General features: G+C 70.4%; 15 protein-coding genes and 1 pseudogene. 3 read left to right on the forward strand and 13 right to left on the reverse strand.

What is annotated here, in order from left to right; all coding sequences use genetic code 11:
* Positions 1-426: 426 nt before the first annotated feature.
* The 7 genes from OO67_RS31705 to OO67_RS31735 form a co-directional block, all read right to left on the reverse strand.
* Complete coding sequence (locus OO67_RS31705; protein ID WP_033305253.1) at positions 427-1,425, reverse strand: nuclear transport factor 2 family protein; 999 nt, start codon at positions 1,423-1,425, stop codon at positions 427-429.
* A 96-nt stretch (positions 1,426-1,521) separates the two neighbouring features.
* The gene (locus OO67_RS31710; protein ID WP_033305254.1) at positions 1,522-2,865 is read right to left on the reverse strand and encodes an MFS transporter; all 1,344 of its coding nucleotides are present in this window, start codon (positions 2,863-2,865) and stop codon (positions 1,522-1,524) included.
* 204 nt (positions 2,866-3,069) lie between these two features.
* Complete coding sequence (locus OO67_RS31715) at positions 3,070-3,852, reverse strand: HpcH/HpaI aldolase family protein (RefSeq protein ID WP_051710065.1); 783 nt, start codon at positions 3,850-3,852, stop codon at positions 3,070-3,072.
* Positions 3,849-4,622 (reverse strand): SDR family NAD(P)-dependent oxidoreductase, encoded by a 774-nt coding sequence (locus tag OO67_RS31720; protein ID WP_033305255.1) that lies wholly within the window; start codon positions 4,620-4,622, stop codon positions 3,849-3,851. Before OO67_RS31720 ends, OO67_RS31715 begins: the two co-directional genes overlap by 4 nt.
* Entirely contained in the window at positions 4,619-5,929 is a 1,311-nt protein-coding gene (hisD, locus tag OO67_RS31725) for a histidinol dehydrogenase (RefSeq protein WP_033305256.1), read from the reverse strand. The genes OO67_RS31720 and hisD (OO67_RS31725) overlap by 4 nt, the downstream gene beginning before the upstream one ends.
* 108 nt (positions 5,930-6,037) lie before the next feature.
* Positions 6,038-6,796, reverse strand: a complete 759-nt coding sequence (locus OO67_RS31730; RefSeq protein ID WP_208861109.1) for an alpha/beta fold hydrolase — start codon at positions 6,794-6,796, stop codon at positions 6,038-6,040.
* 5 nt (positions 6,797-6,801) lie between these two features.
* On the reverse strand, positions 6,802-7,941 hold the full coding sequence (locus tag OO67_RS31735) for a cupin domain-containing protein (protein ID WP_033305257.1): 1,140 nt from the start codon (positions 7,939-7,941) through the stop codon (positions 6,802-6,804).
* Positions 7,942-8,248: 307 nt separating this feature from the next.
* Between OO67_RS31735 and OO67_RS31740 the strand changes: the two genes are divergently transcribed.
* Positions 8,249-9,247, forward strand: a complete 999-nt coding sequence (locus tag OO67_RS31740) for a LacI family DNA-binding transcriptional regulator (protein ID WP_033305258.1) — start codon at positions 8,249-8,251, stop codon at positions 9,245-9,247.
* Positions 9,248-9,257: 10 nt separating this feature from the next.
* Here the strand turns inward: OO67_RS31740 and OO67_RS31745 are convergent, their stop codons facing one another.
* From OO67_RS31745 to OO67_RS31760, 4 genes are all read right to left on the reverse strand, one after another.
* A complete protein-coding gene (locus tag OO67_RS31745) occupies positions 9,258-10,697 on the reverse strand; it encodes an amino acid permease (RefSeq protein ID WP_033305259.1) in 1,440 nt (479 codons plus the stop codon).
* Between the two features lie 184 nt (positions 10,698-10,881).
* Positions 10,882-12,243, reverse strand: a complete 1,362-nt coding sequence (hisD, locus tag OO67_RS31750; RefSeq protein WP_033305260.1) for a histidinol dehydrogenase — start codon at positions 12,241-12,243, stop codon at positions 10,882-10,884.
* Between the two features lie 110 nt (positions 12,244-12,353).
* On the reverse strand, positions 12,354-13,265 hold the full coding sequence (locus OO67_RS31755) for a LysR family transcriptional regulator (protein ID WP_033305261.1): 912 nt from the start codon (positions 13,263-13,265) through the stop codon (positions 12,354-12,356).
* Between the two features lie 205 nt (positions 13,266-13,470).
* Positions 13,471-14,328, reverse strand: a complete 858-nt coding sequence (locus tag OO67_RS31760; protein ID WP_382057317.1) for a SigB/SigF/SigG family RNA polymerase sigma factor — start codon at positions 14,326-14,328, stop codon at positions 13,471-13,473.
* A 291-nt stretch (positions 14,329-14,619) separates the two neighbouring features.
* On the opposite strand from OO67_RS31760, the gene OO67_RS31765 reads away from it, so the two are divergent.
* Positions 14,620-15,807: a PP2C family protein-serine/threonine phosphatase gene (locus OO67_RS31765; RefSeq protein ID WP_033305262.1), complete on the forward strand. Its 1,188-nt coding sequence runs from the start codon at positions 14,620-14,622 to the stop codon at positions 15,805-15,807.
* A 28-nt stretch (positions 15,808-15,835) separates the two neighbouring features.
* Here OO67_RS31765 and OO67_RS31770 read toward each other — a convergent pair whose 3' ends face one another.
* The gene (locus OO67_RS31770) at positions 15,836-16,333 is read right to left on the reverse strand and encodes a MarR family winged helix-turn-helix transcriptional regulator (protein WP_033305386.1); all 498 of its coding nucleotides are present in this window, start codon (positions 16,331-16,333) and stop codon (positions 15,836-15,838) included.
* Between the two features lie 312 nt (positions 16,334-16,645).
* Between OO67_RS31770 and OO67_RS31775 the strand changes: the two genes are divergently transcribed.
* Complete coding sequence (locus OO67_RS31775; RefSeq protein ID WP_033305263.1) at positions 16,646-17,032, forward strand: STAS domain-containing protein; 387 nt, start codon at positions 16,646-16,648, stop codon at positions 17,030-17,032.
* Between the two features lie 130 nt (positions 17,033-17,162).
* On the opposite strand, the pseudogene OO67_RS31780 reads toward OO67_RS31775, so the two are convergent.
* Positions 17,163-19,465, reverse strand: a pseudogene (locus tag OO67_RS31780) (beta-L-arabinofuranosidase domain-containing protein).
* Positions 19,466-19,494: the final 29 nt, after the last annotated feature.

Genomic DNA, 19,494 nt, shown 5'->3' on the forward strand with positions numbered 1-19,494 from the left:
CGTCTTCATCGTCTTCAACAGCGTGGAGAACACGGCGCAGGAACCCTTCGCCGCCCCGATCCGCCGGCCCGAGTTCATCGGAGCCCGCGACTTCACGCCCGTAGGGTCCGGAAGTGACGGAGGTGACGGAGGCAGTTGACAGGACGGCGCGTGGCTGGCGCATGAGCGCCCATGCCGCTCCTCTCCCTGGCGTGTGTTCTCACGCACCCAGGGACCGCGGATCGTGACCTCGGCCGGGTCTGATCGCCCTCGCCCGCCAGGGGACGCGAACGGCGCGGGTGAGGGAGGGGCGCATCCGACCCCGCCCCGGGCGAGCCGGACACCTGGGGCGGGGCTGCGCCCTCCGCGGTCGGCGGGGGCGGAGCGGTCCGGGACCCCTCCGCCTCCCGTGGCTGCGGCCGTCCGTGGGCGGAGGGAGGGTGATGCTCAGTAGATGTTGGCCGCCACCGCCGGGCCGTCCCCGCGGGTGCTGTTGATCTGGGCCCGCAGCGAGATCTCGTCGTAGACACGGAACTCCCTGACGATGCGGCCCTCCTGGATCAGGAACTGGGACACGCCGAGGACGGTCACCGGCTGATCGGTGAGCCGGCCGAACACCGGCGTTCCCCGATAGGTGCCGTGCATCGTCCAGGTGACGGCCACCCGCAGGCCGGCGTAGCGCGGCGAGTGGTTGGTCTGTACGTCCCGCACCGAGAACCGGGCATCGGGGAAGGCCCCGACCATGGCCAGCAGATCACTCTGGTAACGCTCGGGGCGGATGACGGTCCGGTCGCCGACCGTGTGCAGGAAGAGGTCTCGCACCATGAAGTCGTTGACCTTCTGCAGTCGGCGCTGGGTCCACACCTCCTCGATGAACTCCAGGACCATCTCGCACTCCGGACGGAACTCGTCAGGCCGAGGTCCGCTGACGCCGGCCAGTAGCACGTCCTTCGGGGGGTCCTCGGTCATCGACCCGCTGTAGCCCTGGAACCGCAGGGCGCGGGCCGCTTCGGCCGGGTCCACGCCGCGCTGCAGACAGTCCGCCAGTTCGTCGCGGACCACCCACTCCTCGACCATCCGGCCACGGCGGTACAGGCAGTTGGCGACCGTGCGCTTACGGATGCGGATGTTCCGGCCGTCGACGAGGTGTTCGTCGGCGGAGAAGACGAGGTGCGAGCTGAGGAACGCGTCGTCGCCGCGCGCTTCCCACACCACGTCCTCGGCCTGGCCGATGTGACCGGGCGTGCTGCCCATGCGCATCGTGCTGCCTTCGATCACGCCGTCACGGCCCACCACGGTGCCCAGGCTCGTGTGGACGATCGAGTCCGGTTCGTAGTTGTCGACGATGTAGGCGATGTCGCGGCCCACCCAGATGCGGTCGGTGACCTCACGGATGAAGTCGTCCGGGTCCTTGTAGGGGAGGTAGGCGGCGGGGTCCAGCGGCATGGTTCTTACCTTTCTCAGGGTGTTGTGTATGCGTATGCAGGGGTGCGAGGTGCGCGCCGGGTGGGTCCGGGGTCGGGGCTGCTGCCTGCGGGCTGGTCAGCCGGGAAACTTGTCCGCTCCCAGGTGGCTCCGGTACGTCTCCGTCATGAAGGCGCTCACCACGACGAGAGCCATGACCGCGGCTGCCGCGAGGTAGACCCACACGGCGTAGATCGTGTCGAAGCTGCTGACGAGCAGTGCGGCGACGAACGGCGTGATCCCCATGAAGATGGAGAACGAGCTGTTGTACGCGATGGCGCTCGCACTGAACCGGGTGCGCGTCGCGAAGAGTTCGGCCGTGCAGACCGTGACGATGCCGGTCAGGAAGAACTCGGGGACGATGTAGATGAGCTGGCTCGCCACCGCCGTGCCGAAGGTGCCGCCCTCCCCGACCCGGAAGGCGAGCGGGACCAGGACGATGCATGCGACGGCGCCGGCGATCAGCATCGGTTTACGCCCGATCCGGTCCGAGAGGATGCCCGCCAGGGGAAGCAGCGGGATGAGGACGGCGATGGAGATCGCGTTGGACGTGAGGGCCATCCAGCGCGGCAGGCCCAGCGTGCCGGTCAGGTACTCGGGATAGAACGTGACCCAGCTGTAGGACAGGATCGCGAGCATCACGGAGACACCGCAGAACACGAGCATCGGCCGCCACTGCGTGCGCAGCGCTTCCCGGATCGGGGCCTTGACGACCGAGGTGCCGCCCTCCGTGGCCCGGACGAACTCGGGTGACTCCTCGATGTGCCTGCGCAGCCAGATCCCGACCGCGCTCAGAGGCAGCGCGAGCAGGAACGGGATGCGCCAGCCCCAGGAGTCCAGTGAGGGGCCCTCGAACAGCCAGCTGGTGAGTGCGGCTGTGCCGGCCCCGGCGAGGATGCCGAGGAAGCAGCTGTTGGAGGCGTACGACGCGTAGTAGCCACGTCGGTTCGGCTCCGCCCACTCCACGATGAAGGCCACCGCCCCGACGTACTCCCCGCCCGACACCATGCCCTGGACGACGCGCAGGAGCAGGAGGAGCAGGGGTGCGAGGATGCCGATCTGCTGGTAGGTCGGCAGGACACCGATGAGGGCGGTTGCCACCCCCATGAGCACGATGGTCCACAGCAGCGTCTTCTTGCGGCCCACCCGGTCGCCCCAGCGGCCGACGAGGGTCCCGCCCAGAGGGCGGAACAGGCACGCGATGGCGATGATGGCGTACGTGCTCAGCACAGCCACCGCCGGGTCGCTGTCCGGGAAGAAGGCGGGAGCCAGGACCGGCGCCATGTAGCCGTAGAGGCCGTAGTCGAACTGTTCGACGAAGTTTCCGATGCTTCCCGCGCCGATGGCTCGGCGTATCGCATTCCGCTTCTCCGTGTCGGCCCCTGGGGTGCCGACCGCGGCGGCGGGCGCTACAGCGGACATGGCTTCTCCGTTCGCGCGTTGACGTGGTTATGCATACGTATGAACTTCTGCCGAACATTAAGGAGCCCGGCGGAGGTCGTCAAGAGGTGAAAGAGACGCACTCGGTGAAGATGCGGGGCAGACCGGCCGCGGTGGCGTCCGCAGGGACCGAGCGGCATGCCCGGTCCCTCGAAGGGCCCCGACGGACTCGGCTCGGTCGCCGCCTCATGACTGCCCGCCGGCTCCCTGGGCGGGTCCGGGCGTCGCCAGGGACCGGAAGGTGTCCATCAGTACGGAGGCCATGTTGTGGAGGACCAGTTGCGCCCCTGCCCGCTCGGCCGCCCTGGCTCCCTCGGCGCCCGGAACGATCGTCATGACGGCCCGGCCCGCCGCTCGGGTGGCCCGATGGGCCGCCGCGACCAGATCGTCGATCACGTCCTGGCCGGGGAAGGAGCAGTCCGCCGCGAGATCGGCCGGGCCCACCAGGACCGCGTCCACGCCCCTGGTGGTGGCGATCTCCGCGGCGGCGGCACAGGCCTGCTCCGTCTCGATCATCGCCACGACCAAGGTGTCCCGCGAGGCGGTGACGTGGTCCGCCGCGGAGACCGTGCCGAAGCGGCCTGCCCGGCTGTACGTCGCGAACCCCCGTGTTCCCAGCGGCGGATAGTGGACCGACGCCACCGCGCGCCGGGCGTCCTGCGCGGAGTCGACATGGGGATGGATGATGCCCGCGGCTCCCAGATCCAGGCAGCGCAGGGCGAGTGCGGGTTCCGCCGTGCCCGTACGGACCAGGACGTCGATGCCCTGAGCCGCCGCGGCCGTCAGGTGGTGCTGGAGCACGGCCGTGTCGGCCGGTCCGTGCTCGCAGTCGATGACCACGTAGTCCAGGCCCGCGACCCCGGCCATCTCCACCAGGGTCTCCGAGGGGAGCCGCAGCAGGGCACCGTACAGTCGTTCGCCCGCCGCGAGGCGCGCCTTGAGGGAGCGGCGCTCCGGCGGCGCCGTCACCGTGCCACCATCCCCGCCGAGAGGTCGATGTCAGCCCCGCACAGGCCCGTCATCCGCAGCATCGCGCTCACCGCGGCGCCGACCTCCTCCTCGTCGACCATCCGGCCGAGGGCCGACCGCGCCACGAACGCCGCCTCGGCCTCGGCGTAGGTGCTGCCGGTGCGCTCCGCCTCCAGGCGGAAATTCCGCTCCATCCGGGGACCCGACACGGGCCCGGGGGACAGGGAGTTCACCGAGACACCCAGAGGGCCCACCTCGCCCGCCAGAGTGGCGGTCAGACCGATGACCGCCATCTTCGACGCGCAGTAGGGCGTGCGCCGTAGCAGGGGCCGCTTCCCCGAGACCGAGGCGATGTTCACGACGTCCCCCGCGCCCCGTTCCGTCATGGCGGGAAGGAAGGCCCGGCACATCAGGAACACGCCACGGACGTTCACGTCGAAGACCTCGTCCCAGTCCTCGGCGGAGATCTCGGTCAGGGGGGCCACCGGTCCTGCGATCCCGGCGTTGTTGACGAGCACCGAGATCTCCTCGTCCGCGAGGCTCTCCGCGAGCCTCTCGACCTCGCCCGGCCGGGACACGTCGCAGACCCGGTGGACCACACCCGGCCCCAGACGGGACGCCGCCTCCTTCAGGGCGTGCTCGTTGCGGCCGGTGATCACCACCCGCGCTCCGTCGGACAGCAGGGAGCGCGCGATGGCGGCGCCGAGTCCGCCTCCTCCTCCGCTGACAAGTGCGGTGCGCCCGGCGATCCGGTCGGCCGGGCCGCTCATGCTCCCGCCTCGTCGTTCCACGGCAGCGTGCCGTTGCCGTACTTGGCGGCCCGCACGTCACCGGAGCGGGCGTGCCCCTCGAACAGCTCCACTCGTGCCGCCCGCCCGCACACCTCGCCGAGGAGCGCCGACGAGGACAGGTCCGTGACCTCCTGGTAGGTCACCGTCTTCAGGTACTTCCCCACCCACAGACCGCCGGTGTAACGCGCGGCGCCCCGGGTGGGCAGTACGTGATTGGTACCGATGACCTTGTCCCCGTACGAGACACACGTACCTTCACCGAGGAAGAGGGCGCCGTAGTCGGTCATCCGGTCAAGGGCCTGCCGCGGGTTCTCGGTCAGGACCTCCACGTGCTCGCTGGCGTAGGAGTCCGCGACCTCGAAGGCCTCGGCCAGTGAGCCGGCCACGACGATCTCACCGTGATCGCGCCAGGCGGGACCGGCGAAGTCCTTCGTGGGCATGCCGGGGAGCAGGCGTTCGATGTGACGCTCGACCTCCCGGCCCAACTCCTCGGACGTGGTGACCAGGACGGCGGGGGAGTCCGGGCCGTGCTCGGCCTGCGAGAGGAGGTCGACGGCCACCACGAAGGGGTCGGCCGTCTCGTCGGCGATCACCAGGATCTCCGTGGGGCCCGCGAACAGGTCGATGCCGACCTCTCCGAACAACTGGCGCTTGGCCTCGGCCACATAGGCGTTACCGGGGCCCGCGATCAGCGGGACCCGGCCGACCGTCTCGGTGCCCAGGGCGAGCGCCGCCACGGCCTGGACCCCGCCGAGCAGGTAGATCTCGTCAGCACCCGCCAGGTGCATCGCCGCGACCGTCGCTGCCGGGATCTCGCCCCGGATCGGCGGGGTGCAGGCGGCCACCCTCGGCACCCCGGCCACCTTCGCGGTGACGATCGTCATGTGCGCCGACGCGGTCAGCGGGTAACGCCCCCCGGGGACGTAGGCGCCCGCGCCGGCCACGGGGACGTGCCGGTGCCCGAGGTGGACACCCGGCAGGGTCTCGATCTCGACGTCGAGCAGCGAGTCGCGCTGCGCCTGTGCGAAGGTGCGCACCTGCCGCTGGACGAAGCGGATGTCGTCCAGCACCGTCCCGGGCACCCCGGCGATGATCTTCTCGATCTCGCCCCGGCCCAGGCGGAAGGATTCGGGGCTCCAGCCGTCGAACTTCTCGGAGTACCGGCGGACCGCTTCGTCACCCCGTTCGCGGATGTCCTCGAGGATGGTGCCGACGCGCTCGGCGACGTCCACGCGGGCGGCGTGTACCTGATCCGGGGGTACGGGGGACTTGAGGGAACGAGGCATGACGGCTCTCTTTCGCGGGTGGGTGTCGGATACGGATATGAGGGTCGGGGGCGCGGACATGAGAGGCCGGGCCCAGGTGGGGCATCGACTGCGCCCCGGACGAGTGGCTCAGACGGCGGGGGGTGCCACGCACACGGGCGTCCGGGCCGGTGGCGTCTTCCGCACCCGCGCGAGCAGGTCCCGCAGCGCTGCGGAAACGGCGGACGGACGGTCCCACGGGAGCAGGTGTCCCGCTCCGGGCACCTCGTCCAGGCGGGCGCCGGGCACCGCCCCCGCGATCACCCGGTGGAAGTCCGGCGGGCACAGCGCGTCCCGCTCCCCGGACAGGACCACGGACGGGCACCGGACGGTGCGCAGGACGCCGGTCGCCTCCCGTCGGCTCGCCTGCGCGGCGAGCTGGGCACGGGCCGACTCGGGGCCCACGGCATACGCCATGCGCCGGTAACGCTCCGCCGGCCCGCCCGGCGGTCGCGGCCCGGGGAACATTCCGGGAAGGGTCTGTTCGACGACATCCGCGAACCGGCCGTCGGCGATCAGTCCGTCCATCGCGCGCCAGGCGGCGTACTGCTCGGGGCGCGGTGCGCCCGCGTTCGTCGACATGACGCACAGGCCGCGGAACCGCTCCGGGGCCCGGCGCAGCGCCTCGAAGGCGACGATCGCCCCGAGGCTGAGGCCGACCGCGACGAACGGGCCGGACACGGAGGACAGGAGGTCCTCGGCCATGGCGCCGATGTCCGGCTTGGTCAGCGCGACGTGGTGGACCCAATAACCCTCGGGAAACGTGACGTCGGACCAGAGACTCGCGTCGCACAGCATTCCGGGGACCACCACCAGAGGCGGCGCGCTCGACGGTCCACCGGTGGGCACGGCGGTCACCAGCGGCGCGCGGAGCGGGGCAGCAGTGCGTACGGCGCGACGTAGCCGTTGTGGTCGATGCCGAGCCCCGCGTCGGCGGCACTCCTGGCGACCTCCTCGTCCCAGTCCAGGCGGACCCGGCCGTCGCCCGAGTTGACGACCATGAGATCGCCCTGTTCGTCGCCGACGTTGCGCAGGGTGCGCCATGCGTCCTGCGGCACGGAGAGCATGTCTCGCGGTCCCAGGCGCACCGAGACGGGGTCGGTGCGGTTGAGCGTGACCTCCCACAGGCCGTTCTTGACGATCAGCGTCTGCGTCTCGTGCTGCCGGTGGCAGGAGACCCCCTGGCCCGGATCCGCCCGCAGCCAGGCGACGTTGTGCCCGTGCGGATTGAAGATCCGCGGCTCCTGGTGCAGGTCCTCGGTCATGCCGTAGCCGATGACGCAGCTCAGCCGCGCGCCTCCGCCGGGCAGGGTGCTGTCGAGGAAGGGCCGCTCGGACCACACCAGTTCGTCGGCAGCCGCGACACGGCGCTTCATCTCGTCGGCGCCGTAGTGACGCAGCCGGTCGATGTGCTCCTGCGCCATCGGTTCGGTCAGCTCGGTCCCGGCCGGAACCCCGTCGCCGGCCACCGTGTCGATGAGTTCGTTGTCGGCGGTGAGGTACAGGCCGTGGCCCTCCGCCTCGCGCAGGACCGAGGGGCCCCAGATGATGCCTCCGGTGTGGTCCATGCCGAGCACGGTGAACATCCAGCCGTCGTCGGGGCCGGTGTTGGTGAAGCCGCGGAAGATCCAGGTGGGGACGGAGGCGATGTCCCCCGCCCTGAGCACCAGTTCACCCTCGGAACCGTCGGCGCCCCACCGCAGCAGGTACTCGCCCTCCGTGCAGACGAACACCTCGGCCGTGTAGTGCAGGTGGAGGTTGTTGGTGATGCCGTGAGGCATGGCGGCTGCACCGATGTTGTAGCCGTGCGGCAGCCTCAGGTTGACGTGCTGGCCGGCGGCCTGCGAGACGCCGGGCCCGATCATGGCGTAGTTCTCCTTGCGGTCGGAGCCCGGCGTACGGCAGTCGATGAAGGCCTGGTTGCAGGAGACGAAGTCGCTGCGGCGGATCGTGCGGCGACCCAGCTCGGCGGTGGACACGACGGCATCGGGCATGACAGCTCCCTCGTTTGGAATACGTATGCATTTCTATGACAGGCCCTCTGTCGGGCGATGTCAAGGGGTCGTGCGGGTCCGGCTTCAGGCGTATGGTGCGAGGGGTTCCCGGCCTGGCGTCACACGGGGCTTCGCGGCGATGCGAGTGGTGTCCGGTGCTCCGGGCGGAGTGCGCCGCGCCGGCTGGGGCGCGGACCCGCTCGACCCGGTGCGCGCCGGGCGTTACCGGCCCCGGCGACGGATCGGCATACGTATACTGACTGTTGCGGCGTCAGGGGTGGCGCACCGGGCGACGAGGAGCGGGCCGATGGCGATCACGAGTCACGACGTGGCGAGACTGGCAGGTGTCTCCCAGCCCACGGTCTCCCGGGCGCTGCGGGACGACCCGCGGGTGTCGGTGGCGACACGCGAGAAGGTCAGGCGGGCCGCGCAGGCGCTGAACTACGTGCCCAGTGAGGCGGGCCGCACGCTGTCCACCCGGTCCACCCGGCGGATCGGAGTGATCGTGACGGACCTCACGAACCCGTTCTACCCCCACGTCGTCGCGCCTCTGCACGACGAGCTGCAACGCCTGGGCTACCGCATGATGCTCCTCACCGAGCGCTCCGACGAGGCGGTGGCCGAGGAGAAGCTCCTGGACCAGTCCCTGGACGGCGTCGTGCTCGCGACAGCCACCACCGACTCCCGTCTGCCGGCCCAGCTCGACCGCCGTGGCATGCCCTACGTCTTCCTCAACCGCGACACCGGCGGCAGCGGCGACTACGCCTCCGTGGTCGACAACGAGGGGGGCGGACGCCTGGTCGCCGACGTACTCGTCGGGCTCGGGCACCGGCGGATCGCGGGCATCTTCGGTGCCGCCAACACGACGACCGGGCGCGAACGGGAACTGGGCTTCCGGCTGGCCCTGGCCGACGCGGGCATAGGACTTCCGGCGGACCGCGTGGTACGCGGCGCCTTCGAGTACGACACGGGATACCGGGCGCTGCCCGCCCTCCTCGAAGCGGCCGAGGCGCCCACAGCGGTGTTCTGCGGCAACGACGTGGTCGCCATCGGCGTCCTCAACGCGGCTCTCGCCGCTGGGCTCCGGGTCCCCGACGACCTGACGGTGATCGGCTTCGACGACCTCCCCATGGCCGCCTGGGAGGTGTTCCGGCTGACCACGGTCCGCCACGACCTTCGGGAGCTGTCGCGTCAGGCCGCCCGCCTGCTGGTGCGGCGGATCGACGGTGATGCCGATCCCGCAGGCGAACGCCTCGTCCTGCCGACCGAGTTCGTACCCCGTGCCACCCATGCCCGCCTCCACTGACCGCTCACCGTCACCGTGGTGAAGAGTCCGTACGAGGGGGCCGTCCTGCCGGGGCGGCTTCGGCCCCGGCGGGGCCGGGCCGGTCGCCGTGCCGTCGTTGCCGGAGGATGCCGACTCCGACGAGGACCGCGGCCAGGGCGAGGGACAGCCACAGCTCGAGACGGTGGCCGGGCAGCACCGCCATGAGGACGAGCACCCCGGCGATGAAGGCGATCGTGGCGAGAGTGAGGTAGGGGAAGGCCCACATGCGCACCTCACCCGGCTGCGGCTCCTTGCGCCGGGTGGCGTACTGGGTGATCGCGATGACCATGTACATCATCAGGGCGATGGCCCCGCTGGAGGCGATGAGGTACGTGAAGACGCTCGGCAGCAGATAGTTGGCGATCACCGCTACGACGCCGATGACCGTCGAGGCGATCACCGCGTTGCGGGGTACCCCTGCCGCGGAGGTGGCGGCGAGGGCGGCCGGCGCGTCCTTCCTGCGGGCGAGGGAGAACGCCATCCGGGAAGCGGTGTAGATGGCCGAGTTGAGGCAGCTGCTGACGGCCACGACGAGGACCACGTCCATGATCCGTCCGGCGCCCGGGATGTTCATACGGTCGAGGACGGCCTGGTAGGAGCCGGCCGCCAGCCCGTCTGAGTTCCAGGGGACCAGGCTGACCACGATGAAGATGGAGCCGACGTAGAACAGCCCGAGGCGCCACACGACGGCCCGGACGGCCTTCTTGATGTTCTTCTTCGGCTCCTCGGACTCGGCGGCGGCGATCGTGACGATCTCGCTGCCCTGGAAACTGAACATGGCCGTGAGCAGACCTGCCAGCACGGCGACGCCGCCGTTGGGTGCGAACCCTCCGTTGCTCCACAGGTTCGACACCCCGTGGGCGTCCGAACCGGGCAGGAGACCGAAGACGGCGAGCCCGCCGAGAACGAGGAAGGCGACGATCGCGATGACCTTCAGCAGCGCGAACCAGTACTCGAACTCACCGTAGTTGCGGACGGCGAGGAGGTTGCTGCCGGCCAGCAGGACGATCATGGCGAGGGCCGGTATCCAGCTGGGGACCGAGGTGAGCCCAGCGATGACCTCGCCCGCGGCGATCGCCTCGATGGGAATGACCAGGATGTAGAACCACCAGTACAGCCACCCGATGGAGAAGCCGGCCCAGCGGCCCAGGGCCCGGTCCGCGTAGGTGGAGAAGGAGCCCGTGTCGGGGTGGGCGACGGCCATCTCCCCGAGCATCTGCATGACGAGCACCACCAGGGTGGCGGCCAGCAGGAAGGAAATCAGGACGGCTGGGCCGGCGGCCGCCACGGCGGTGGAGGAGCCGACGAAGAGGCCTGCCCCGATCACACCTCCGATGGAGATCATCGTGATCTGGCGTCCCTTGAGCCCTTGGGTGAGCGCGGGGCCTGTCCCGTCCGACGGGGCGGGAGCGGGCGGGGAATGGTGCATGGGGAGAATCCTCGCGGGAGTGGGAGCGCAGGTGCTCCTGCTGCAGGACGGTACTCACCCGTCTCGGGCGGGCGATGCTGTCGGGGCCCGGGACGCGGGCCGCGGCCGGTCAAGGTGTCCCGGGGCGTCCGGCCCCCCGCCTCCGTACGGGCCGAGGCCGGCGCGGAGGCGGGGGCGGGCGGAATCAGAGCTGTTCGCGCAGCGCCTCGGGGATGGCGTCGAACGCGCCGGACGTACGGCCGATCCGGTCGATGCGGATCGTGGCGGTCGCACCGTGGGCGGCCAGGCCCTCGAAGGCCGAGATCCGCTCGACGGCCGGCGCCAGCGCGGCCGTGCCCTCCTCGGCCACCCTCTGGTAGGTCAGGGGCTTGAGGAAGCGGGAGACCGACAGCCCCGCGTTGTACCGCGCGGTCTTGCCTGTCGGCAGCACGTGGTTCGGCCCGGCGATGCCCTTGTCGGAGTAGGCGACGGTGGACCAGGGGCCGAGGAAGAGCGAACCGTAGTTGGTGAGGTTCTGCAGGTAGTGGTCGTCGTCCTCGGTCTGGACCTCCAGGTGCTCGGGCCCCAGGATGTCCGCCACCGCGACGGCCTCGTCCCGGTCGCGTACGACGATGACTGACCCGAAGTCCCGCCAGGCGGGTCCGGCGATGTCCCGGGTGGCGAGGGTCTCCAGCTGACGCTCGATCTCGGCGGCGACCGCGCGCCCCGTCCTCTCGGAGGTGGTGATGAGAGCGGCAGGGGAGCTGGGGCCGTGCTCGGCCTGGCCGAGCAGATCCGCGGCCACCCAGACCGGGTCGGCGGAGTCGTCGGCGATGACGGCCACCTCGGACGGGCCGGCCAGCAGGTCGATACCGACCTGGCCGAAAAGCTGTCGCTTCGCCTCGGTGACGAAGGCGTTGCCGGCACCGACCAGCATGTCGACCGGGGCCTCGCCCAGCAGACCGAAGGCCATCGCGCCGAGGGCCTGTACGCCACCGACGGCGAAGACGCGGTCGGCCCGGGAAAGGTAGGCGCCGTAGAGCACGGCCGGGTGCGCGCCGTGCTCACCCGAGGGGGGAGTGCAGGCCACCACGGTGGGCACACCTGCCGTCTTGGCCACGCCCACGGTCATGAACGCGCTGGCCAGCAGCGGGAATCGGCCCGCCGGAAGGTAGGCGCCGACCCTGGAAACCGGAACGTAGCGCTGCCCGCCGGTCACCCCGGGGGCGAGTTCGATCTCGAAGTCGGTCAGGTGCTCGCGCTGGGCGGAGGCGAAGCGGTGGGTGCGGTCGTAGCCCATTTCCAGTGCGGTGCGGACGTCGGCGGGGAGTGCGTCCCCCGACTTCTTCAGCTCGGCGGCCCCGATCTCCAGTTCGCCGGACCAGCCGTCGAGCTCCTGCCCGTAGGCGCGGACCGCGTCCAGGCCCTTGCTCTCGATCTCCTTGAGCATCTGGGAGACGCGCTCGACCACCTTGGGGTCGCGCTGGGCGGGAGGGCCGTCGACCGCCGGCTTCTTCAGCCACTGGAAGGGGGCGAGGGTCTTCTGTTCGTCGTGCGTGATCTGCATACCCCGGACGGTAGACGCGACGCCGACACAGGGCTAGAGGGGTAGTTCCTGTGCCTCCCACAGGGTTTCCCTGTGGGAGGTCGGACCCCGCTCCGCACCTGCCCGGCGCGTCAGGTCATCAGGCCGTGACCGAGCTCGCGGATGGTGTCCTCGGCGAGACGGGCGAGTTCCCGGGTGGCGCGCGAGAGAGGATGGCCGTGACGCCTGACCAGCGCGATGGTGTCGTACAGAGGTTCGGCGAAGGGGGTGGTGTGCAGTCCTGCGGGGAATGACGGGCTGGCGATCACGGCCCGGCTGGCGATCGTGTCGCCCGCTCCTGCCGCCACCAGCTCCAGTGCCGCCTCCACGCGTTCGAGCTCGATCAGGGGGTCGACGCGGACTCCGGCGAGCTGGGCGCGCTCGGCGATCTGCCGCCGGGTCGGGTCCTTCCATCCGTAGTGGGCGTCGTACAGCACGAGAGGCGCCCGGGAGAAGGCCTCGATGGTGACAGGGGTACGGGTGCGCTCGGCGCTCGCGCTCACGTAGTGCACCTCGTCGCGCATGAGCGGGGTGACCGCGAGACCCTCGTCGTCGATGGGGAGAACGACCAGACCGGCCTCGATGCGCCCCGCCGCGACGGCCAGTGCGGTCTCGGCGGAGTTCTGCCCCACGAGCCGTACACGGACGGCCGGGTACCGGGCGTGGAACATCTGCACGAGGTTGGCGAGCAGGTAGTAGTCGGCGTTGCGCAGCACCCCGAACGTGGCGGTGCCGCCGCCCAGCGAACCGAGTGAGTGCACGGCCCTGGCGCCGCCGTCCGCCGCCGCCACAGCCTCCTGTGCGTACGGGAGCAGCTCCTGCCCGGCCGAGGTCAGGGCGAGGGTGCGGCTGCCACGGACGAACAGCTCCGCGTCCAGTTCCGCCTCCAGGCGGCGGACGAGTTCGGAGGCGGACGCCTGGGCGATGTCCATGGCATGCGCGGCGGCGGTGAACGACCCGAGCCGCTCGGCCTCGACGAAGGCCCGCAGCTGAACGAGGGTCATGCTGCTCGGCGAAGTATTCCTCTGCATGCATGCACCTTAGGAACCGGCGGTGCCCCCTGGGGGCGGGCGCCTGTCCTGTGCCCGTCGGAGGAACGCCGGGGCCGCCACCCCATGGACGCGGAAATGCCCGGTCCGTGCGGATACGGGCGCTGAGATGCGGCCGGCGGGCGGGCCGCCGGCCGCATCTCGACGGACGCGTACGGAATCAGGCCAGCATGCCGGCGCGGAGCTTGCCGAGGGTGCGCGTGAGGAGACGGGAGACGTGCATCTGGGAGACGTCGAGTTCGGCGCCGATCTGGGACTGCGTCATCTCCTGGCCGAAGCGCATCTCGATGATGCGGCGCTCGCGGTCGTCGAGTTCCTCGAGAAGAGGGGCCAGTGCGTGCAGGTTCTCCACCGTCTCCATGGCCGAATCCGGCTCGCCCAGGATGTCGGCGAAGGTGCGCGAAGCCGTGCCCGTCGTCTCGCCGGCGTCGGTCGGAAGGTCCAGGGAGCCGGCGGTGTAGCCGTTCGACGCGATGACACCCTCGATGACCTCGTCCTCGGTGAGGTTCAGGTGGTCGGCCAGTTCCTTCACCGTGGGGTCGCGGTCGAGGCGGGTGGCGAGCTCGTCCTTCGCCCTGGCGAGTTCCACGCGGAGTTCCTGCAGCCGACGGGGGACGTGGACGGCCCAGGTCGTGTCACGGAAGAAGCGCTTGATCTCGCCCACGATGTAGGGGACGGCGAAGGTGGCGAACTCGACCTCACGGGAGAGCTCGAACCGGTCGATGGCCTTGATGAGGCCGATGGTCCCGACCTGGGTGATGTCCTCCATGTCACCGCTGCCCCGGTTGCGGAAGCGGCGTGCCGCGAACCGGACGAGGGAGATGTTCATCTCGATGAGGGTGTTGCGCGCGTACTGGTACTCGTGCGTGCCCTCCTCCAGGACCTGCAGCTGCTCGAAGAACAGCGTCGACAGCGCACGGGCGTCCTTCGGGCTCACCTTGCCCGTGTCTTCGATCCACGGCAGCTCGCCCATGCGCTCCGTTGCGGTCTCCGAAACCGGCGCACCGTCAGTCCGCATGGTTCCGGGGGTCTCTTCAGTCATCATTTCGTTCCACCCTCCCTCGTGCCGAGCGCGCTTCCTGTGCCAGCCCCTGCCCCGGCTCGGGAGGCCCATGCGTGCGGACGCGATATTTCTTGCTGTGCGGAAACAGTTGTCTCCGGACATCGTAGGATGAGCGGTACCGGAAACCGGCGCGCCCTTGCGGGATTGCCGCAGGATCTGGTTACAGGCTCCGTACGCTGGAGGCCGACGGCCGGGGCCCACGGACGGTCCCGGTTTTCGGCGCGGCACGACGAGAAACAGGATCACGTGGACAGATTCGCTGCCGTCGAGCGGGAGCTGCGCAGAGCCGCACCTCATCTGCTCCTCGATGTCGTCACGGCGGCTCTGCGGAAGCAGTACGACGTGCAGAACGTGGAGCTGCGGCTCGCCGACTACGGCATGACCACGCTCCAAGTGGTCTCCGAGGCGCCGCTCGCCGAGCCGGTGCCCGTGCACAACAGCCCGCAGGGCCGGGCCTTCGGGGCCCAGGAGCCGTATGTGGAGCACCGGGCGACGCCGGGCCCGGCCACCGTGCACCTGCCGGTGACCGTCCGCGGCGACCGGCTCGGTGTTCTCTCCGTCACGGCGCCGGAGAGCAGCTGCTCGCCGGCGGCCCTGGCAGGGATGCAGCAGATCTGCGAAGCGCTCGGCCACGAGATCCTGGTCGCCGGACGGGACACCGATCTCTACCTCCTCGCGCGCCGCGCCACACGGCTCACCCTGGCCGCGGAGATGCAGTGGCAGTTGCTGCCGGGCCGCTCCGTGTCCCGCCCCGAATTCTCGTTGGGCGCCCACCTGGAGCCCGCTTACGCGATCTTCGGCGACAACTTCGACTGGTCGGTGTCGGCCCATCACCTCACCCTCACCGTCACCAACGGCATGGGGAAGGGGATGGAGGCGGCCCTGCTGACCAATCTCGTCGTCAACGCCCTGCGCAACGCCCGGCGTGCCGGCCTCGACCTCCCCGGCCAGGCCAGCCTCGCCGATCAGGCCGTCTACGCCCAGCACCGTGGCGCGCTGCACGCTTCGGTCCTGCTGCTGCGCTTCGACCTGGCCACGGGCGAGGTGGAGGCGGTGGACGCGGGGTCCCCCCGGATGTGGCGGCTGAGGGGGCGCAGCGTCGAACCGCTCGAATTCGACGCGCAGCTCCCGCTGGGCATGTTCGAGGAGACGGAGTACGTCGCGGAGCGCCTCCGCGTGGAACCCGGCGACCGGCTTCTGATCGGGAGCGACGGTGTCTACGACAGCGCGTCGGCGGCCGGGGAGCGCTACGGGCAGCGCGCCCTCGCGCTGTCGCTGTCCGCGCACCGCTTCCTGCCGTCCGAGCAGGTGCCGCAAGCGGTCCTCCGGGACCTGCGGGACTACCGAGGTGCCACGCCACTGGACGACGACGCCCTGGTGGTCTGCCTGGACTGGTTCGGCCGGCAGTCCTCCACCGGTGACACATCCGCGTGAACTGGAACGACTTGCGGTCGACCGGTCGTCATGCGGTCGACCGCAAGGGTCTCGCCCCGCTGCTGTCCTGCCCCCCGGCCGAGGCCGCGTTGCGGAAGGCCCTGAGCCCTTCGAGGAGCGAACGCCGTGCCTTGGCCGGCATCGCGTCGATCGTGGACATCAGCACCTTCTCCCTGCGCATACGCAGGTCGACGAGGTACGCCTTGCCGTGGCTGGTCAGCCGGAGCTCCAGTTCCCGGCGGCTCACCGGGCTGGGGGTGCGCTCGACGAACCCCGTGGCCTGCAGTCGGTCGCACAGCCTGCTGACCGAGGGGGAGGCCGAACCGAGGGCGTCGGCGAGCATCCGCAGGTTGATGCCGTCCTCCCTGTCCAGCGTGTACAGCACGCGCAGCTGGGAAGGGGAGACCGGGCCTGTCGGAACGGCCTCACGTCCGTGCTCCCAGAGGACTTCGAGGAGTTCGACGAACTCGGAACCCTCACGGGCCGCATCCCGGGACCGGTGGTCGGGTTCGGGGTTCAGGCCCATGGTGATGACACTCCGATCCGGCATCGCCTCACTCGTCCGTCTGGCCACCGGACCGAGCAAGCGAGCCGGGCGTCTGATGCGCTCGTATGGAAAGCCAGGACAAAGGTTCCGGGACACGCGCGTGGCCCCGGATATCGTACCCCCGCGCACAACGGGCTTCCGAGGTCGCCACCGGCCCACCCATAGGTTCCGCATGACAACAGTTGTCATGCGGTACGGTTCCGCAGGTCGATATCCGATGCGTGATCTTCCAGCGGTCACCGCCGCTCCCGACGCGACGGCGACCGCTCCCCGGCCTGGAGCACTGAAACCATGACGCACAGCTCGACCCTCGTTCTCACCGTCCGGCATCCGGCGGATTCGATCGCAGTCCTCGCCGCCGCCGGCGAGATCGATGTGGACAGCGCTCCTGCCCTGCGGACCAGGGCTCTGGAGCTGATCAGGCAGGGCAGCCCGCACCTGGTCCTCGACCTGGCGTCCGTGGAGTTCTGCGACTCCTCCGGGCTCAACGCGATGATCAGCCTCCTGCGGTTCGCGAAGGACCGGTACGGGTCCCTGTCGCTGGCCGCCCCGCAACCCCACCTCACGAGGCTGCTGGACGTCACGGGGGTCGGTGCGCTGATCCCCGTACTCCCCACCGCGGACGAGGCCGTCAACGGTCTGCACTCCGCTTCGCCGCGACCGGACTCCTCCGCCTGACCGGTGCGGTGCCCGCCGTCGTCCCCGGGAGCCGAGCCGGGGAGCCCTGGCTCACCGTTTGCTGATGCCGCTCGCCGGCCGGGGCCCCTTCAGGCGGCTCCGGCCTGCGAGCGGCACGCGCGAAGATCCCCTAGTTCCCCAGGATGCGCCAGCGGTTGTCGGCAGTCCCGTTGTCCGAGTCCTGTACGGCGAACGCGCCGACAGCGGTGGAGTGGCCCGCGATGCCGAGCAGCTTGCCGCTGTGCACGTTGCGGATCCTGCAGGTGCCGTCACCTTGGTCGAGCAGTGTCCATCTGTGGTCGGCGGTGCCGTTGTCCGACCACTGCAGGACGGCCGCGTTGTCCGCCGTGGACATGTTTTGGACACCGAGCACCTTGCCGCTGTGGGCGTTGCGGAAGCGGACCGCGTCTCCGTCCTCGATCACTTCCCAGTCGTGGTCGGGGGTGCCGGAGTCATGCCACTGCAGGGCCCGTCCCCCGTCGGCCGTGGACATGTCCTGGACCCCCAGCACAAGTCCACTGGCCGCATTCACGAGGCGCACCGAGGCGGTACCTCCGGTCTTCCAGTAGACGGTGTAGTTGTGGCCGTGCGCGTCGTAAAACGGACCCAGCTCGACCGGGGAGCCGTCGGCGGTGGCGGTGAAGGCGAGCGAATCGCCACCGGTCCGGGTGATCGAGGCCGTGTTCAGCGCGGGCAAGGAGTCGAGCGAACTGTCACCGTAGTCGCCGGACAGGACCGTCGGCCCGTACGTGACAGCGGCGACGTCAGGATCGTCGTTGGCCGGTCGCAGGACGATGTGCATGGGCAGGCGCAGGGTGACCGTGTCACCCTGCGCCCAGGTGCGGGTCAGGGTCGCGTAGCTGCCGGGTGTGGTGGTGACGTCCTGCGCGACGCCGTTGACGCTGACGGTGGCCCCGGTGGTCCAGCCCGGGATGCGGACGCGCATGGCCCAGGTGCCGGCGGCGTTGCCGGTGAGCCGCAGGGTCGTGGTGTCGCCGACCGGGAACGAGGTGGTCTGGGTGACGGTGATTCCGCGCTGCGACCAGTTGAGCACCGAGGGCACGAACAGGTTGACGATCAGTGTGCTGCCGTCGTGGAAGTAGACGGAGTCCATGAGCCTGGTGTGCATCTCCAGGCCCGTTCCCTGGCAGCACCAGAAGGAGTCGTAGTCGGTGCTCCAGGTGCCGCCGCCCCAAGCGGGGCCCACACCGCGACGGCCGCCCGGGTTGAGCGGGGTGAAGTAGGTGACGTGGCCATGACTGTCGGCCGGGTTCTGCTGGCCGATCATCTGGTTGAGCCACGCCTGCTCGTAGAAGTCGAACAGCGCTGCCCGGTCCGGGCCGAGCGTGAAGAGTTCACGGGTGAGGGTGAGCATGTTGAAGGTGTTGCAGCTCTCACACGTGTCCTGCTTCAGGTGGGAGGCGATGGCGTCGGGGGCGCGGAAGTGTTCTGCCTGGCTGTTCCCGCCGATCGCGTAGGTGTGCGTGCCGACGCAGATGTCCCAGGCGTTGGCGGCGATGTCGCGGTAGCGCGTCATTCCCGTCGCCTTGTACTCCCGGGCCGCCCCGATCCACTTGGGTACCTGGGTGTTGGCGTGCAGTCCGTCGAGCCGGTCCCGGCCGGCGGCCAGTGGGTCGAACACCGCGGCGTGGTCGAAGCGCTGGGCCACGGTGAGCCACCGTGTGTCGTCCGTCCGCAGGTAGAGGTCGGTCAGCACGGTGTTCATGCCGCCGAACTCCGTTCCCAGCATGCTCGCATCTGCTGACCGCTGAGCCGCCCCGTGCGCCGGTCGACCCAGCCGGCCAGGGCGAGCAGCACGTCCCGAGCCTGGGTGCTGCCGAGGTACCGCCACACGTCCAGCAGGCCGGTGAGGGTCTTGTGGATGGTGTAGTAGGGCACGTTGCCGTTGCTCAGGGTCCGCTGCTCGAGCTGGGTGAAGTCGGACTCGGGGTAGCCCGAGAGGTAGCCCTCGGTGAACCCGGCGGCGCTGTTGTTGGCCTGGCACTCGGCCAGTCCGGCGACCATGCGGGCCGCCTTGTCCCGGCAGGTGGTGTCCCCGGTCGCGGCGTACAACTGCGCCCAGGCGGTGAGGAAATGGCCCTGCACATGGCTCCGGAAGGGGAACGCGGGCGCCTCCCAGCCGCCGGTGGCAGCCGCTCCGCGGGTGGAGAGCCCGTGATTGGAACGGAAGTTGTACAGCAGCCTGTCCGTGTCGACGAACCGGAGGTAGGCGCGGGTGCGGTTCTGGTTGTCCAGCCACCGGCTCGCGGTCAGACGGACCTGACCGAGCTCGAAGGGGGAGGCGGACGCGCCGGTATGGGCCAGGGCGGGAGCGGCGGCCGCCCGGGCGCCGACGAGGGGCCCGGCGGCGGAGGCGACTGCGGTGGCACCGGCGGCCTGGAGGAGGTGCCGTCTGCTGACGGAGGAGGACATCGTGCGGCCCTTTCTGTGGCGGGGGCGCC

The organism is Streptomyces atroolivaceus (genome assembly GCF_000717025.1).
Lineage (GTDB): Bacteria > Actinomycetota > Actinomycetes > Streptomycetales > Streptomycetaceae > Streptomyces > Streptomyces atroolivaceus.

Coding starts and splice junctions, on each gene's coding strand:
- OO67_RS31740 (WP_033305258.1), top strand. CDS start 8,249: ATGGCGATCACGAGTCACGACGTGGCGAGACTGGCAGGTGTCTCCCAG.
- hisD (WP_033305260.1), bottom strand. CDS start 12,243: ATGCAGATCACGCACGACGAACAGAAGACCCTCGCCCCCTTCCAGTGG.
- OO67_RS31775 (WP_033305263.1), top strand. CDS start 16,646: ATGACGCACAGCTCGACCCTCGTTCTCACCGTCCGGCATCCGGCGGAT.
- OO67_RS31735 (WP_033305257.1), bottom strand. CDS start 7,941: ATGCCCGATGCCGTCGTGTCCACCGCCGAGCTGGGTCGCCGCACGATC.
- OO67_RS31710 (WP_033305254.1), bottom strand. CDS start 2,865: ATGTCCGCTGTAGCGCCCGCCGCCGCGGTCGGCACCCCAGGGGCCGAC.
- OO67_RS31760 (WP_382057317.1), bottom strand. CDS start 14,328: ATGCGGACTGACGGTGCGCCGGTTTCGGAGACCGCAACGGAGCGCATG.
- OO67_RS31745 (WP_033305259.1), bottom strand. CDS start 10,697: ATGCACCATTCCCCGCCCGCTCCCGCCCCGTCGGACGGGACAGGCCCC.
- OO67_RS31705 (WP_033305253.1), bottom strand. CDS start 1,425: ATGCCGCTGGACCCCGCCGCCTACCTCCCCTACAAGGACCCGGACGAC.
- OO67_RS31755 (WP_033305261.1), bottom strand. CDS start 13,265: ATGACCCTCGTTCAGCTGCGGGCCTTCGTCGAGGCCGAGCGGCTCGGG.
- OO67_RS31720 (WP_033305255.1), bottom strand. CDS start 4,622: ATGAGCGGCCCGGCCGACCGGATCGCCGGGCGCACCGCACTTGTCAGC.
- OO67_RS31770 (WP_033305386.1), bottom strand. CDS start 16,333: ATGGGCCTGAACCCCGAACCCGACCACCGGTCCCGGGATGCGGCCCGT.
- hisD (WP_033305256.1), bottom strand. CDS start 5,929: ATGCCTCGTTCCCTCAAGTCCCCCGTACCCCCGGATCAGGTACACGCC.